Source organism: unidentified bacterial endosymbiont (assembly GCF_918320885.1).
GTDB lineage: Bacteria > Pseudomonadota > Gammaproteobacteria > Enterobacterales.
In genome coordinates this window covers 819,337-835,447 of the sequence record NZ_OU907312.1, presented here as the reverse complement: position 1 = coordinate 835,447, position 16,111 = coordinate 819,337, and the positions used below count along the sequence as shown (strand labels likewise).

The 16,111-nt window shown below is 49.0% G+C and carries 9 protein-coding genes, 1 tRNA gene, 2 rRNA genes and 4 pseudogenes; 5 read left to right on the top strand and 11 right to left on the bottom strand.

The window, feature by feature from the left end:
• Nucleotides 1-191 precede the first annotated feature (191 nt).
• From recD to NL324_RS04160, 3 genes and pseudogenes are all read right to left on the bottom strand, one after another.
• Nucleotides 192-2,060 (bottom strand): exodeoxyribonuclease V subunit alpha, encoded by a 1,869-nt coding sequence (recD, locus tag NL324_RS04170; RefSeq protein ID WP_253306455.1) that lies wholly within the window; start codon nucleotides 2,058-2,060, stop codon nucleotides 192-194.
• Nucleotides 2,035-5,598: an exodeoxyribonuclease V subunit beta gene (gene recB, locus NL324_RS04165; RefSeq protein WP_253306454.1), complete on the bottom strand. Its 3,564-nt coding sequence runs from the start codon at nucleotides 5,596-5,598 to the stop codon at nucleotides 2,035-2,037. The genes recD and recB overlap by 26 nt, the downstream gene beginning before the upstream one ends.
• A gap of 285 nt (nucleotides 5,599-5,883) precedes the next feature.
• Nucleotides 5,884-6,027 (bottom strand): annotated as a pseudogene (locus NL324_RS04160) (IS110 family RNA-guided transposase); the annotation flags it as partial.
• A gap of 124 nt (nucleotides 6,028-6,151) precedes the next feature.
• Here NL324_RS04160 and NL324_RS04155 point away from each other — a divergent pair.
• Both NL324_RS04155 and NL324_RS04150 read left to right on the top strand, forming a co-directional pair.
• A complete protein-coding gene (locus tag NL324_RS04155; RefSeq protein ID WP_253306453.1) occupies nucleotides 6,152-7,486 on the top strand; it encodes a hypothetical protein in 1,335 nt (444 codons plus the stop codon).
• A 192-nt stretch (nucleotides 7,487-7,678) separates the two neighbouring features.
• Nucleotides 7,679-8,443 (top strand): annotated as a pseudogene (locus tag NL324_RS04150) (IS982 family transposase); the annotation flags it as partial.
• A gap of 39 nt (nucleotides 8,444-8,482) precedes the next feature.
• On the opposite strand, the gene NL324_RS04145 reads toward NL324_RS04150, so the two are convergent.
• The 5 genes from NL324_RS04145 to NL324_RS04125 form a co-directional block, all read right to left on the bottom strand.
• Nucleotides 8,483-9,421, bottom strand: coding sequence for an IS3 family transposase (locus NL324_RS04145; RefSeq protein ID WP_253307079.1), 939 nt, complete (start codon nucleotides 9,419-9,421; stop codon nucleotides 8,483-8,485).
• Complete coding sequence (locus NL324_RS04140) at nucleotides 9,349-9,648, bottom strand: transposase (protein ID WP_253305847.1); 300 nt, start codon at nucleotides 9,646-9,648, stop codon at nucleotides 9,349-9,351. Before NL324_RS04140 ends, NL324_RS04145 begins: the two co-directional genes overlap by 73 nt.
• Nucleotides 9,649-9,750: 102 nt before the next feature.
• On the bottom strand, nucleotides 9,751-10,119 hold the full coding sequence (locus NL324_RS04135; RefSeq protein WP_253306452.1) for a transposase: 369 nt from the start codon (nucleotides 10,117-10,119) through the stop codon (nucleotides 9,751-9,753).
• Between the two features lie 80 nt (nucleotides 10,120-10,199).
• Nucleotides 10,200-11,015: an IS3 family transposase gene (locus tag NL324_RS04130; protein WP_253306451.1), complete on the bottom strand. Its 816-nt coding sequence runs from the start codon at nucleotides 11,013-11,015 to the stop codon at nucleotides 10,200-10,202.
• On the bottom strand, nucleotides 11,012-11,308 hold the full coding sequence (locus NL324_RS04125; protein WP_253306450.1) for a transposase: 297 nt from the start codon (nucleotides 11,306-11,308) through the stop codon (nucleotides 11,012-11,014). The genes NL324_RS04130 and NL324_RS04125 overlap by 4 nt, the downstream gene beginning before the upstream one ends.
• Before the next feature lie 166 nt (nucleotides 11,309-11,474).
• Between NL324_RS04125 and NL324_RS04120 the strand changes: the two genes are divergently transcribed.
• From NL324_RS04120 to NL324_RS04110, 3 genes and pseudogenes are all read left to right on the top strand, one after another.
• Complete coding sequence (locus NL324_RS04120; protein WP_366516363.1) at nucleotides 11,475-11,756, top strand: IS3 family transposase; 282 nt, start codon at nucleotides 11,475-11,477, stop codon at nucleotides 11,754-11,756.
• Nucleotides 11,750-12,088, top strand: a pseudogene (locus NL324_RS04115) (IS1 family transposase); the annotation flags it as partial. The gene NL324_RS04120 and the pseudogene NL324_RS04115, both read left to right, overlap by 7 nt.
• Before the next feature lie 16 nt (nucleotides 12,089-12,104).
• A pseudogene (locus tag NL324_RS04110) lies at nucleotides 12,105-12,590 on the top strand (Mu transposase domain-containing protein); the annotation flags it as partial.
• A gap of 106 nt (nucleotides 12,591-12,696) precedes the next feature.
• Here the strand turns inward: NL324_RS04110 and rrf are convergent.
• From rrf to NL324_RS04095, 3 genes are all read right to left on the bottom strand, one after another.
• A 5S ribosomal RNA gene (gene rrf / locus NL324_RS04105) occupies nucleotides 12,697-12,812 on the bottom strand.
• A 76-nt stretch (nucleotides 12,813-12,888) separates the two neighbouring features.
• Nucleotides 12,889-15,820 (bottom strand): 23S ribosomal RNA (locus tag NL324_RS04100).
• 119 nt (nucleotides 15,821-15,939) lie between these two features.
• A tRNA-Glu gene (locus NL324_RS04095) sits at nucleotides 15,940-16,015 on the bottom strand.
• Nucleotides 16,016-16,111 lie beyond the last annotated feature (96 nt).

The following is a 16,111-nucleotide window of genomic DNA, read 5'->3' as shown; positions in this document are numbered from 1 at the left end:
CCAACCTCTTAACAACAGCCTAGCGAAAACAAAAAATGCGCGTTAGCAACTTGTACAGGATACCTAAAAATTAAAAAATTTCAATTTTTTATGTGCTGGTTCGAAAAAATCACTCGCATTCTAACGCTATAATCCTACTTCATCAACGATTATTAACAACCCATTTTCAATTAAAAGCCAAGCAGTACCTATCACTTCAACCGTTGTGCTAATCGGCTGTACCGCTCCCCGCGGGTGTTAACCATGGTTTGTAATATCGTCATATCCGCATACAACAGCAGCCGGTTTTTAGTCCGTGTGATCGCTGTATAGAGTAATTCCCGAGTCAGTAACGGTGACCAAACGGGGGGAAGCAGCAGTAGGACCTGCTCAAATTCTGAGCCTTGGGCCTTATGGACGGTTAAAACATAGCTAGTCTGATGTGCAGGCAAGCGGCTAGGGATAATCGCGGTCACCGACTGATTAGGACCGATAAAATAGACCCGTAAGCGACCCTGCTCATCGGGTAGGGTTATCCCAATATCGCCATTAGAGAGGCCTAAGGGGTAGTGGTTAGCAGTAATCAGAATCGGGCGTCCAATATACCAAGGATTGTTGGGTGTCCGTGTAATGAAACCCGCTTGCTGCAGTGCCTGTTCAAGATGATGATTCAACCCGTTAAGCCCAAAGGGCCCCTCGCGTAATGCACAGAGCAGTTGAAAACGCGCAAAAGCCGCTGCTACTTGCCAGGCCGCTTCCCCACGTCTAGCCTGTTCTAAATAGTCTCGATAACCTTGCACGCCCGCCTGCAGGACTACAGCGTAATTCTCAGGGGTCACTGCTTGCCACTGCAGTGCCGAAGAGCGCTGCGGTAGTATGGTTAATAGGGCTGCCGCATCGCCCTGTTGGATCGCACTGGCCAAGCGAGCAATCGGCGAATCGGCTTGAAAACGGTAACGGGTGCGGAGATGACAGAGTGAATCGCTCAGGCAGGTGGTGGATTGAGGAGTAGTCGCTTGCAGTGAGTAGCCCGTCAATAAGCTCAGTTCAGCAGCGCGGGGGGCACTGTAACTGTGATCAGTCGGTTTGACTAAATCACTGAGCAGTGCCCCAGTTTCCACCGCAGCCAGCTGATCACTATCCCCCAGCAACAGTAAATGGGTATGCTCCGACACTGCCTCTACCAGACGTGCCATCAATGGGAGTGCTATCAAGGAGACTTCATCGATGATTAACAGATCGAGCGCTAATGGGTTGCCTCGGTGGTAACGCCATGACTGCTGATCACTCTGCGCACCGAGTAACCGATGCAAGGTGATCGCTTCGGTAGGCATTTGGGTGCTAATAGCAGCCTCCACCGGTAACGTTTGCCGGGCATGGGCTAAGGCCTCACTGAGTCGTGCAGCCGCCTTACCAGTTGCCGCTGCTAACTGGATGCGTAAGCGTGGCCACCCCCCTATCCCGGCATGCCTCGTAGCTGTCGAAGAGTAAAGTGCTATCCAGCCTGCCAATAGCCGAGCAACCGTCGTGGTTTTCCCACTGCCAGGCCCGCCGACAATCACTGCTATCTTGCGAGTGAGTGCGACCGCCACCGCGACTTTTTGCCAATTAATCTCTGGCGACTCTGGGCAATCGGCAAATAGTGGATTCAAAATCGATTGTAATAGCACCGGATCAGGCGCTCTGGGTAGCTGAGTTTGACGAAAAAAATGGGCGATATTTCGCTCATCGCACCAGAGCCGATGTAAATAAAGATGCTGATGCTCTAACACTAGCGGTGTCGAGGTGTGACCATCGCCCACCGCATCACACTGTTGGAGCCAGGACTCCCAGGTCGCCTGATCGGGCTGCTGAGCCTGTTGCCAGAGGCTCTGGGCTAATGACGGGAAGTGGCCATCAAACCACCGTTCCGGCTGGCTCAGCCACTGCAGCGGACAGCAGACATGACCCATCCGGCTCGCACGGCTTAGCAGTGCAGCCGCTAGCGCTACCGGACCCTGTGGGGCGATAAAGTGTGCAAAATGATAGTCGAGTGCGCTCAAGGCCCCCAGGCGTTCAGCCTGTTTTAATAGTATTAACATCCTTCGTGCCTCGATTGGCAAACCAGGCATCCAGTGAGCTGATAAGTGCCATGGCTGGTCGATGAAAAAACACGCCATGGTCATCCTGCTGACCGGTCATTCCTCGTAAAAATAGATAAAAAACCCCGCCAAAGTGGGTCTCATACTGGTAATCTGGGAGACAATAGCGTAAATAGCGGTGCAAGGCTAAGGTATAGAACTGATATTGCAAATCATAACGGTGGTGACACAGGGCAGTTGCCATCGCTGCCGGTCGGTAAGCCTCAATTGTCTCTCCTAACCAGTTCGATTTATAATCGAGCAGATAGTAGCGCCCCTGCCAGACAAAGACCAAATCAATAAAGCCTTGTAACATCCCGTGGACCTGTTGAAAAGAGAGGGCGCTAGCTTGCTGTGATAACGGATCATAACGCCGCATCAGCGCCTCTAAGGCAGAGCAGTGGAGTACCCCTTCAATCGGCAGATAGAAGTGCAGTTCACACTGCTTATGCTCAGCCTTTAACTGCTGCAAACAGAGCCCCTGATCATTCAATGGTGTCTGGAGAATACTGGGTAACCACTGCTCCAGTAGCGAGTACCACTGCGGATCAAAGCCCTGTTGGGTGAGTTGCTCCAGTAACCAGGCGGGTTGAAGTGGCGCTGTGAAATCAAGGTGTTGTAATAAATGGTGTAAAAAAATACCTGCTGAGGAACCACGTGGAAAGTGATGGCTCTCCAGGACACCTGGCGTCTCTGCCAGCAGTACAGAGGGGGGTAAGCTGCTCAGCAGTGGCTGTTGAGTGCTAGGCGTAGCTTCTTCAACTGTGACCTGGGCTTGGCGCTGTAAGGCTGAGTAGCTGGTGATCCGCCAAATAGGGGTGAATGACCGGTTAAACGATCGAGCGCTCAGCAGTGCACTGTCCGTCGTTGCTTTTAGTGGTATGGCAGACGGCAGCGTTGCTAGCGGCACCATCGCAATCTCTGGGCCTTGTAGGGCCTCGAGCGCCTGCTGTAGCTGTTGAGCCTCGCAAGCTTCACCCCGCTGTAACAAATAACCGATCGCACTGCGATGGAGATCAGTGGTTGCTGATGCTCGCGCTCGCCCCGAGATCACCGGAGCGATACCCACACTACAGTGGAAAATGGCACGGGTTAAGGCCACGTAGAGCAGTCGAACGGACTCTGCCAGCTGCTCCTCTGCGGCCCATTGCAGCGCCTGGGGGCTGCCACAAAGATCAAGGATTGCCCGATGGCTGTGCCGATCATGGTAATAAGCAGTTTTGGTTTGACGAAAGGCAGCAGGAAAGGGGATCCACACCAGTGGGTACTCCAAGCCTTTAGCTTTATGAATGGTAATTATCTTGACGAGGTGGCGATCGTTTTCTAAACGCAGTTGCTGGCTCTCTACGCCACGGTTTGGTTGATTGATTTGTTGGCTGAACCAGCGGACCAGGGCTTGTGGACTCTCTAAGCGTTGTGCAGCCTCTTGCAACAGCTCCCCAAGGTGCCGTAAATCAGTCAACCGTCGTTCGCCCTCTGGCAGCGTTAATAGTTTTTCAGGCAGCTGATGGCGAAACATCAGCCGCTGCAACATCGGTAATACCCCCTGCTGCCGCCAGAGCTGTTGATACTCGGTAAATTCATTGAGCGTCTCTTCCCAACGCTGATCATCCTGATGCCACTGCTCCAAAGCAACGGCATCGAGCATCAACAGGGAACCGGCCAGCACAGCCAATAAGGATTCTGGCTGTAGGGGATAAGCAAGCGCTTCTAGCAGGCGCAATAGCTCTGCTGCTTCTAGTGTTGCAAAAACGCTCTGGCGTTCAGAGAGATAAACTGAAGGAATGGCTAAGGCAGTCAGTGCCTGGCGAATGAGCCTCGCTTCATCACTGGTACGGACCAACACTGCCATATCGCCAGCAGTCACGGCGCGAGAGTGGGTGCCCTGCAGCAGCAACGCCTGCTGTTGTTGGCCGGCTGCTAACCAATCACTAATCTGTGCCGCACAAGCGGCGGCCATAGTCTCTCCATACTGCTGGAGTGTCATCATCTCAGTCGAATAATAAAATTGTAAGGGGGGTTGCCGTTCACCCCGAACACTCCAGTGAGTCTGATCAGCACTATCAGGGGTGTGCAGCGGTACAAAAGGGATATCTTGATCAAAGATAAAAGGCGCTTTCGCCTGTTGAAACAGCCGATTCACTGCCAGCACGAGCAGGCTAGAGGAGCGCCAATTGGTCTGCAAAGTATAATGGCGATGAATCGTTCGCCGTGCTTGAATGTAGGTAAAGATATCAGCCCCACGAAAGGCATAAATCGCCTGTTTGGGATCCCCAATTAAGATTAACAGTGTTTCCGGTTGCTCATCATACAGCCGCCGAAAAATTCGGTATTGCAAGGGATCGGTATCTTGAAACTCATCGATCAAAGCGGCAGGATAGCGTTGCCGAATCGCTGCCGCCAGGTTCGCACCGCAGTTTTGCTGTAGGGCTTGATCCAACTGGCTTAACAGATCATCAAAGGCGACTTCAGCACGCTGCTGTTTGCTATTGGCGATGGCTTGGCGAATTTCTGGCAAGGCTTGGGCAATCACCAAATCATGGATCGTCAAGGGCAGTGTACAAAGCTGCTCAATCGCTTTAAACAGCGGATGTTGTGGGGGTTCGCCCTGGAGCGTGGCACTGCTCAAGATCGTATAGCGAAACCGAGGCAGGGCCTCCGGCAGCTGATAATCTTCGGTCGCTTGTTGTGCCCAAGTATCGATTTGCTGAATCCACTGTGTAAGATAACGGGCTGGATAGCGTCGTTTATTGAGGGCGACCTGATTCAGTAGAGCATCCACTGGTTCTTCTAACTGCCGCCACTGCTGTTTCACCGTACTGATGGTCTCAATCAGCCGTTGATGACGAGCCATAATGCGCTCATTCACTGGAGGATGTAGCAGCAATTGAGGCAGATCTCCCGATAAGTAGGGCGCTAACTCACTCAGCAGTGCCTGGGGTCCAGACCACTGCTGCTGAATCACTCGGGCGAGGGCAGCGGGGAGTGGATAAAAGTGGCGGCGCCAGAAGTCGGCGACTGCTTGCTGTTGATCAGCATCGTCATTGGTGACCAATGCGTGTGACAATAGGGTTCTGGCTTCGATAGCCTGCTGAATCAGCATGCGTTGACAGAACGCATGGATCGTCATGATAGCCGCTTCATCGAGCTGACGTTCCGCAGCTAACAGCCAGGCGGCCGCCACTGGTGGTTGCTCAATCGCCGCCAACAACTGGTTTAACGCTTCGTCCTCTCCTGGCCCCTGCTGACAACACTGTTGTAGCGCTCGAATGCGGCGGCGAAGTCGTTCACGCAGCTCTTGGGTTGCTGCTTCAGTGAAGGTGACCACTAAAATTTGGTCCACCCTGAGTGGCGATCTTAGGGGGGTATCTAGACCCAATAATAGCCGCAAATAGAGAGTAACCAGCGTAAACGTTTTGCCAGTGCCCGCTGAAGCTTCAATCAGGTGCTGGCCCTGTAATGGTAACCACAGTGGATCGTTATGCAGCGTCACGTTCATCCAAGCATCCCGAGTAGATCGTCAGTGGCCCCCAGTAGCCCCTTTAGGATCGCTCAGTGTCACATGATTGTTTGAAGCAGGCAAGGAGTTGGTATTAGTTGGTTTGCATGACTAATTTAAGTTATTATTTTGTTTATAAAAAGATAATTAAAAGTTACAACAGCATTGCTGTAACTCAATACTATACCTAAGAGGAAAATAATATGGAATGTGGATCATTTGAAGTGGCTGTGAGAGGTCAGTTGTTAGAAGCTGGATTCACGCAATAAGCTACCGTCTTGGTTGTCAACTCTTAACAGCATGATTTTCATCATAGGGTTGCTGGGTATGCAAAACACCATAGCAAAGGTGAACCAGCTTGCGCATTGCTGCACCAAGTGCCAACATTTTTGCCTTTCCTTTATTAATCAATCTCTTGTAAACTCGGCGCGAACTTTTTCCGGGACAGACCAGTTGCCATAGCACCCGCTATTTTAAGATTTTTATATTATATATTAGTCTATTATATATATGGTAACGTTAGTATCCTCTAGTCAATTCGGAGAATTTAGTCATGGAAAATAATGAAAAACCGCATCGTCCGCGGAAAGGTGTAACGCCTGTACAATATGGTCAGTTATTGTCATCCCCTGATCGGCCACGCAGTAATAGAGAGGGTGTTTCACAAACTGAGCAGCCCTATCAAACCTCTTCAGCAGACTTTGAACGTAATGCTAGGGGGCACAGAGATTCGGAAACCTACCGAGGGGAGCAGGTTAGCTATGGCAGTTACCGCACTGAAAGACCAGGGGAACCTAATCATCCTGGCGCTGCTATTCATGCCTCTAACAGAGGCGGTAACAGCTTTTCCCAATATCCTCAGCACCATAAAACGGCCACAGATTTTGGAAGGAGTGAAGGGCGTTCAAGCAATAGGGTACCATTCGTAGCGTATCAGAATGTTTCTCTCGCTGAATTGGCATTCAAATGTAATCGTTTATCAAAACCGATTAAGAATAACCGAGAAAAAGAAGAGGCCTTTGAATTTTGTCAGGGAGCTGCTAAGTATATCCAAGCACTGGATATTGCTGAGCAACCGTATCAACCCAAGGATATGGCGTTATTAGCCAACGCTTTTAGCAAATTTCCTCATGACAGAGACTGTAGAAGCGCGATAGCGCGGATTGCTCAATACCTAACAGATAAAACTTTGGGCGAGGCGCCGTGTAACTTTAACGCACAAAAGTTGGCCAATTTAGCCAACGCTTTTAGCAAACAGCCTGATGACAACCACTGTAAAAACGTGATAGGGCAGATTTCTCAATACCTAACAGGTAAAACCTTGGGCGAGGCGCCGTGTGACTTTAACGCACAAGATTTTGCCAATTTAGCCAACGCTTTTAGCAAATTTCCTCATGACAGAGACTGTAAAAGCGCGATAGAGCGGATTGCTCAATACCTAACAGGTAAAACCTTGGGCGCGGCGCCGTGTGACTTTAACGCACAAGATTTTGCCAATTTAGCCAACGCTTTTAGCAAATTTCCTCATGACAGAGACTGTAAAAGCGCGATAGAGCGGATTGCTCAATACCTAACAGATCAAACCTGGTGCGAGGCGCCGTGTGACTTTAACGCACAACAGTTGGCCAATTTAGCCAATGCCTTTAGCAAACAGCCGGAGACCATCGCCTGCAACAGCATGGTAGAGCAGATTGCTCGATACCTAACAGGTCAGACCTGGGGCGAGGCGCCGTGTGACTTTAACGCACAACAGTTGGCCAATTTAGCCAATGCCTTTAGCAAACAGCCGGAGACCATCGCCTGCAACAGCATGGTAGAGCAGATTGCTCAATACCTAACAGGTCAAACCTGGGGCGCGGCGCCGTGTGCCTTTAACGCACAACTTTAAATCACTGTCGAATGCGGTAAACTATCTCAAACCAGGCGTTTCTTTAGCGGCTCTTGATAAGTTAACCTCAGTTCGGGATAAGTGGTTGTCCTATTTTTAGTCTAATTTATTGTTATAAAACAAGAAAGTGCCCCGTATTTCAAGGATAGTGGTGCTGCAAACGCAACCAACCGAGAAAAAACGAGGCACTTCATGGACGATCTTACCGAACTTTTCTGCAGAATCGATGATTTTTGTAAAAAATTTGAGCCAGAGATGTACTCACGATTGCTCGCTGACAAACAACGCTTTCGACGACGCAAAACTCAGCTATCTCTATCAGAAATGATGACTCTACTGGTCCTTTTTCATCAGTTACGCCATCGGCAATTCAAGAGATTCTATTTGAATTATGTCTGCCAATATTTGCGCGCAGAGTTCCCAAAACTGCCCTCTTATTCGCGTTGTATTGAGCTCATGCCCCGCTGTGCCTTAGCTTTCGCTGCCTTTTTCCAATCGCTAAAAGGTAAGCCAACAGGTATCAGTATTGTCGATTCTACGCCACTAGCGGTTTGTGATAACTTGCGTATTAAGAGACATCGAGTTTTCCACGGTCTGGCCGAACGGGGTAAATCTTCGACAGGGTGGTTTTTTGGTTTCAAGTTACACATCGTTATCAATCACCTGGGAGAGATCCTTAACTGTCGTCTCACTCCAGGCAATGTGAATGATCGTAAACCATTACCCAGGTTGCTTCAGGGCATCGTAGGCAAGCTTTATGCTGACAAAGGCTATCTCTCCAAATCTTTAACAGAAACATTAAAAGTGCTAGGCGTAGATTTAGTGACTAAAGTCAGAAAAAACATGGCACCAATTACTCATTCAGCTTTTGATAAAGCATTACTGAGTAAGCGTTCATTGGTTGAAACAGTGTTCGATCAACTAAAAAATCTGTGCCAAATAGAACATACTCGACATGATCTTGCCACCTTTTTTTAGACACAGAGAAGAGAAACCTTAAGCGACCTGGGATAACCAATTTTTTTCAAAATTTACAGGAGACAGATAGCCTAGCGTTGAGTGCCGTCTCTGTCGGTTATAAAACACTTCTACGTATTCAAAAATGCTCAATTTGGCTTGTTCTCTGCTCTCAAAACGTTCAAAGTGGGTGTGCTCTGTTTTTAAGGTATGGAAAAAACTCTCTGCTACTGCATTGTCATAACAATTGCCCGTACTACTCATGCTAAGCGTTATCTGGTGATGCGCCGATACAGCCTTGAATCCTTTGCTGGTATACTGGCTGCCTCGGTCGGAGTGGTGGATGAGACCTGCAGCAGGCTTCCTCCGTGTTATTGCCTGGCGTAATGCTGCGGCTACTAACTCGGTGGTCATGTGAGCTTGCATATCCATCCCCACGATACTACGAGAGAACAGGTCCAGTACGATAGCAACATACAACCATCCCTCTTGGGTCGGAATATAGGTAATATCTGCTGCCCAGTATTGATCAGGGCGAGTGGCTGTGAACTTCTGCTTGAGTAAATTAGGCGCCACTGCGGCCTTTGGATCGACTATTGTGGTTACCTTAAATCGTTTTTTCATCTTAGCCGCAATATGGGCTGCTTTCATTAGCCGACAAACCCGTTTGCGTGAACAGCGCTCACCTCTAGCTCGTAACTCAGCATGGATACGTGGGCTACCGTAAATTTGGTTGCTTATGGTATAAACCTCTTTAATTTCAGATATTAAACGCTCATCCTCACAATAGCGCTTGGATGGCTCAGCCTTGATAAACTGATAATAGCCACTGCGGGATACACCTAACACGTTGGACATCCTCTCTACGCTGAATTCCCCAGCATGCTTTTGCATAAACTGGTATTTTACTTGCGGGCCACTGAGAAGATGCCCAAGGCTTTTTTTAGGATATCCCTCTCTTCGCGTGCTATCGCCAATTCTTTCCGCAATTGACTGAGCTCAGCATCAGACGCTTTCAGGTATCCTTTGCCCGGGAAAGCCTCTGCACCATCCTTGTTATGCTGATGGACCCACCCTGCCAATGTACTCTTGGGAACTCCCAATTCCTCGCTCAATTGACAGAGCGTTTTACCAGTGCTGTGATACAGCTTTACCGCATTCAGCTTGAATTCCTTATCATAGCTCCTTGATTCCCCTTGATTCATAACTTCACCTCAAAAAGTAACAAAAAATTATACGCTTTGTTCCTCTTCGTTGTGTCCGTTAAAGGGTAGCAAGATCACTGTGTCTAAAAAAAGGTGGCAAGATCAGACCTGTAATGCATTGGCATCAACCAAGCCATTAATTCGGATCTTAGCTTGTTGTAGTGTGATCTCGATCATCCCCATTGGCGAGGCTGTTATCTCTACAGGCGGAGATCCCTTACTTTCTAACTGGCTAGCTGGAAGGAGTGGACTGTCTGCTTCAACTGCTATCGGGAACAAGGTGGCAGGCTCTGGCTGCTGGTATTGCCTTCGCCATTTGGATAGAGCAGATAGGCTGATGCCTTCTTTTTGAGCAATAGTTGAGAGTGAAACCCCCGGCTGACTGGCATCTGCCGCTAGGCGTTGTTTAAATTCAGGACTGTAATAAGCTGGCTTACGGCGGTTATTCGCCCTAGTAATGTTAGCGATCATGGTAGTTCCCAGCAGGATTTTAAAAGAGAACTACTTTGACGGCATCACCGTCCATTTTCTACACGGTACTGGCTTGTCGCTTACAGATAATTCAGTGTAGAATGTCTACGCTGACGATTATAAAACGATTCTATATAGTCAAATATTGCGTTAGATGCCTGCTGTTCCGTCATTAATTTCATGGTATAGATAAGCTCTACCTTAAGTGTGTGATAGAAGCTTTCCATGACGGCATTGTCATAACAGCATCCAGTACTGCTCATCGAGCAAACCATACCATAATTTTTAAGTGTTTTCTGATACAGAGCACTAGCATACTGGCTCCCTCGGTCAGAGTGAATCACCAATCCTGTTGGTGGCTGACGTCGAGTCCTAGCCATGGTCAGAGCATCGATTATTAATGGCGTTTTAAGGCTACCGCTTAGGCTCCAGCCAACGATCATACGGCTATAGAGGTCAATCACTGTAGCCAAATACAGAAAGCCCGTTTGAGTTGAAATAGTGCTGATATCACTGGCCCAAGCCTGATTAGCGCCTGGTGGAGAAAAATGTCGATTCAGCAAATTAGGAGCTATTGGTAACCGATGGTTACTGTCCGTCGTCACTTGATGTTGACGGGTGGCTGCTGCTTTTATACCCAGCTGTTTCATCAACTTAGCAATACGCTCCTTGCCGCAATAGCGCTGTTCAGCCTGTAAATCAACCCTGATTCGTCGAACACCGTAGGTTTTTCTACTGGCCAGATGTAGCGCCAGAATGCGTTCACCTAAGACTTTATCTTCCTGACCACGCTGGCCAGGTCGGCGATTAAGCCAGGCGTAAAAACCGCGCCGACTGACTGATAATAAAACACATAGCCGTTTAAATGGGTGGAAAGCTTGTTGTTTCAGTATCATAGCGAACCTCTCCTGCTTTCCCTGGAAAAGAGCGCTGCCACTTTTTTTAAAATTAATTTATCTTCTTCTAATTCAATGACCTTCCTCTTTAAACGCCTTATCTCTAGCGCTTGCTCAGAGCATTGTGGCTGGCGAGTAAAGCTTTTATCAGCCTTGGCTGTGTGCCGCCAACCATACAACGTATTGTCACTGATCCCCAACTCGCTAGCCAGTTGGGGATCAGATTTGCCGCTCTCCGCCAGCAATTCCAGAGCCCGTCGTTTAAACTCAGGCGTATACTGCTGTCTTGACATACTAACCTCATTTTCAATCTTACATTTGAAAACAAGGTGTGCACTAATTCAAGGGCAGATCAGTACATTGTTGGACTAGCAATGCAAGCTCATATGACGGCTTCTCTAGTTATAGCCGCTCTACAACAGGCAGTAACACACAGAAAACCCTCGGGGAGCCTGATTCATCATTCCGATCAGGGTAGCCGAACAACAGGGTATTTTACTGAGCATGAGTGGGATTGGAAATTGTTATGATAATGCAGCCGCTGAGAGCTTTTTCCATACCCTAAAGACCGAGCATGTCTACTTTGAGTCCTATGAGACCCAGGAACAGGCTAAACAGAGTATTTTTGAGTACATCATGGTGTTTTATAACCGTAAAAGACGGCATTCAACACTCAACTACGTTTCACCAGTAGAGTTTGAAAATAGCAGGCAACAGCAACTAGAGGGTTTCTCTTCTTAGTGTCCGTTAAAACGGGTCAAGATCAAAAGGTGCTTGCTCCTGTTTTTGGGCCAAGAACCACTGAAACCTTACGACGCTGACTACAACTGCTTAAGAGATTTTCAATGGGGAGGTTCACTACCGATGGTTGGCCAAATTATCAGCAACAGCTTTCCCAATTGAAGCACCTAGTTGGTAAGATTTTGACTCAACGCATTGAACGCCATCATCTAACGCTGCGTACGCACATCAAGCGCTTGGCTAGACGAACTATTTGCTTCTCTAAATCTATAGAACTTCATGAAAAAGTTATCGGTGCTTCTATCGATAAATTTCACTATCAGTCATTATGACCCACTACCCTTTAACTTTAGGGGTGGCGTGAAGACTGTTTTGGTTGATAACCAGAAGGCTGCAGTATTGAAGCATAGCCCCAAAGGGGAGGTTCAATTCAACGAAGGTTTTCTACAGTTGGCTGGCCATGATGGGTTTACCGCTAAAGCTTGTAGGGTTCGTCGAGCACAGACTAAGGGCAAGGTAGAACGAGCAGTAGGTTATGTGAAAGGTAATTTTTTTGTCCGTTATCGGCGATTTGAGAGCTATAGTCTTCTCAACTTGCTATTGGCACAGTGGCTGGAGACGGTTGCCGACCAACGTCAGTTACGCTATTTTGAACAAACTCCGCAAGAGCGCTTTGCCCAAGAATGTCATGCTCTAACCCCTTTACCCGCCAGAGATTTTGATACTAGCTACTTTGATGTCAGGAAAGTTGCTTGGGATAGCTATATTGAAGTCAGAGGTAACCGTTATAGTGTCCCTGAGCGCTGGTGTGGTCAAACAGTTAGTATTCGTATGTAGAAGTCGACAATTTAAACATCACCTGACAGTCAATCGCAGCTAGAAAAACGGCTAACTGTCACATCAAGTTCAAACTTCTACCTATAAATGTTTGTGTTTATTTGCTCGGCGGTGACCTACTCTAACATGGGGAGACCCCACACGACCATCGGCGCTGCAACGTTTCACTTCTGAGTTCGGAATGGATTCAGGTGGGTCCATCGCGCTATTGCCACCAAGCAAATAAATACAAACACTCTAACCACCTCTGGATATTAGCGATAACTCCCTGCCCCTAAAGTCACTCTGGTGTTGTAGGGTTAAGCCTCTCGGGCTATTAGTACTGGTTAGCTCAATTCATTACCGAACTTACACACCCAGCCTATCAACGTCGTCGTCTTCAACAACCCTTCCAGAGCTTTTCGCTCAGGGATGACTCATCTTGGGGCAAGCTTCCCGCTTAGATGCTTTCAGCGGTTATCTCTTCCGCACTTGGCTACCAGGCGATGCCACTGGCGTGACAACCCGTACACCAGCGGTGCGTCCATTTCGGTCCTCTCGTACTAGAAATAGCTCCCCTCAATCATCCAACGCCCACGGCAGATAGGGACCGAACTGTCTCACGACGTTCTAAACCCAGCTCGCGTACCACTTTAAATGGCGAACAGCCATACCCTTGGGACCTACTTCAGCCCCAGGATGTGATGAGCCGACATCGAGGTGCCAAACACCGCCGTCGATATGAACTCTTGGGCGGTATCAGCCTGTTATCCCCGGAGTACCTTTTATCCGTTGAGCGATGGCCCTTCCATTCAGAACCACCGGATCACTAAGACCTGCTTTCGCATCTGCTCGACTCGTCCGTCTCGCAGTTAAGCGGGCTTTTGCCTTTGCACTAACCTCACGATGTCCGACCGTGATTAGCCCACCTTTGCACTCCTCCGTTACTCTTTGGGAGGAGACCGCCCCAGTCAAACTACCCACCAGACACTGTCCTTATCCCGGTTAACGGCAACAAGTTAGAACATCAAACTTCAAAGAGTGGTATTTCAACAACGGCTCCCCGCAGACTGGCGTCTACAGCTCTCAGCCTCCCACCTATCCTACACATCAAAGTTCAATGACCAATGTCAAGCTATAGTAAAGGTTCACGGGGTCTTTCCGTCTTGCCGCGGGTACACTGCATCTTCACAGCAATTTCAATTTCACTGAGTCTCGGGTGGAGACAGCGTGGCCATCATTACGCCATTCGTGCAGGTCGGAACTTACCCGACAAGGAATTTCGCTACCTTAGGACCGTTATAGTTACGGCCGCCGTTTACCGGGGCTTCAATCCAGAGCTTCTCTTCGCAGATAACCCCTTTTATTAACCTTCCGGCACCGGGCAGGCGTCACACCCTATACTTCCACTTACGTGTTTGCAGAGTGCTGTGTTTTTATTAAACAGTTGCAGCCACCTGGTCTCTGCGACCCGCCAAAGCTCAAAGCGTCTCAGCTCATCACCCCAGCAGGCGTGCCTTCTCCCGAAGTTACGGCACCATTTTGCCTAGTTCCTTCACCCGAGTTCTCTCATACGCCTTAGTATTCTCTACCTGACCACCTGTGTCGGTTTGCGGTACGATTCATCATAGCCTTTCGCTTAGAGGCTTTTCCTGGAAGTCCAGCATCAACTACTTCAGCTCCTAAAAGCCTCGTCTTAACGCCTCAGTGTTCACAAATGTGCGGATTTTCCTACACACTCCACCTATACGCTTGAACCAGGTTCCCCCTCGCGGGTTACCAACGCCTGGATAGCCTAGCTCCCTTCGTCCCCCCTTCGCAGCTACAACAAGTACGGGAATATTAACCCGTTGTCCATCAACTACGCCTTTCGGCCTCGCTTTAGGGGTCGACTCAACCTGCCTCGAAAATCGTTGGACAGGAACCCTCGGTCTTTCGGCGAGCGGGTCTTTCACCCGCTTTATCGTTACTCATGTCAGCATTCGCTCTTCTGATACCTCCAGCTCGCCTCACAGCTCACCTTCAACAGCCTACAGAACGCTCCCCTACCCATCAGGCAGTGTCAATCACTCAACACCACCCAATGCCGCAGCTTCGGTGGATGGCTTTAGCCCCGTTAAATCTTCCGCGCAGTCCGACTCGACCAGTGAGCTATTACGCTTTCTTTAAATGATGGCTGCTTCTAAGCCAACATCCTGGCTGTCTTCGCCTTACCACCTCGTTTCCCACTTAGCCATCACTTCGGGACCTTAGCTGGCGGTCTGGGTTGTTTCCCTCTCCACGACGAACGTTAGCACCCGCCGTGTGTCTCCTGCAGTAAAATTTGTCAGTATTCGTAGTTTGCATCAGCTCGGTAACCAAGGTTGGCCCCTCACAGAAACAGTGCTCTACCCCCAACAATTACCCGCAAGGCGCTACCTAAATAGCTTTCGGGGAGAACCAGCTATCTCCCGGTTTGATTGGTCTTTCACCCCTAGCCACACGTCATCCGCTACTTTTTCAACAGTAGTCGGTTCGGTCCTCCAATTGGCTTTACCCAACCTTCAACCTGCACATGGCTAGCTCACCGGGTTTCGGGTCTATATCAAGCGACTAATTCGCCCTGTTAAGACTCGGTTTCCCTACGGCTCCCCTAACGGTTAACCTCGCCACTCAACATAACTCGCTGACCCATTATACAAAAGGTACGCAGTCACCAAATTACTCCTCAGCTCCCACTGCTTGTACGTACACGGTTTCAGGTTCTATTTCACTCCCCTCCCGGGGTTCTTTTCGCCTTTCCCTCACGGTACTCGTTCACTATCGGTCAGTCAGGAGTATTTAGCCTTGGAGGATGGTCCCCCCTTCTTCAAACAGGATTTCTCGTGTCCCGCCCTACTCTTCGAGTCCAAATAGTCACGCCATTTCAGGTACGGGGCTATCACCCTCTATCGCCAGCCTTTCCAGACCATTCCCCTATAACATCACTACATACAGACTCCGGGCTCTCTCCCTTTCGCTCGCCACTACTCAGGAGATCTCAATTGATTTCTTTTCCTCTGGGTACTGAGATGTTTCAGTTCCCCAGGTTCGCCTCTACACCCTATCTATTCAAGTGCAGATACCGTCCAATAACGGTGGGTTTCCCCATTCGGACATCGTTAACTCAAACGCTTCTTCTCAGCTCGCCAACGCTTTTCGCAGAGTAGTACGTCCTTCTTCGCCTCTGACTGCCTAGGCATCCCCCGTGTACGCTTAGTCACTTAACCCTACAACCCACAATAACCTTCAGGGCTATATCGCTAATATCCAAATTGTTAAAGAACTCACAAAAATCACAGATCACAATACAGGCTCTCCCATACCCCAACCTCTGACTTCTGCTATATGGCGTCCCCTAGGGGAGTCGAACCCCTGTTACCGCCGTGAAAGGGCGATGTCCTAGGCCTCTAGACGAAGGGGACAATCAGAAGCTAGACCTCAGTCGCTTAGCCAACTTCTGGCATAACCCCTAACAAACAATCTCTGTGAGCACTCAACTTCTCATCACCCTACGTCGT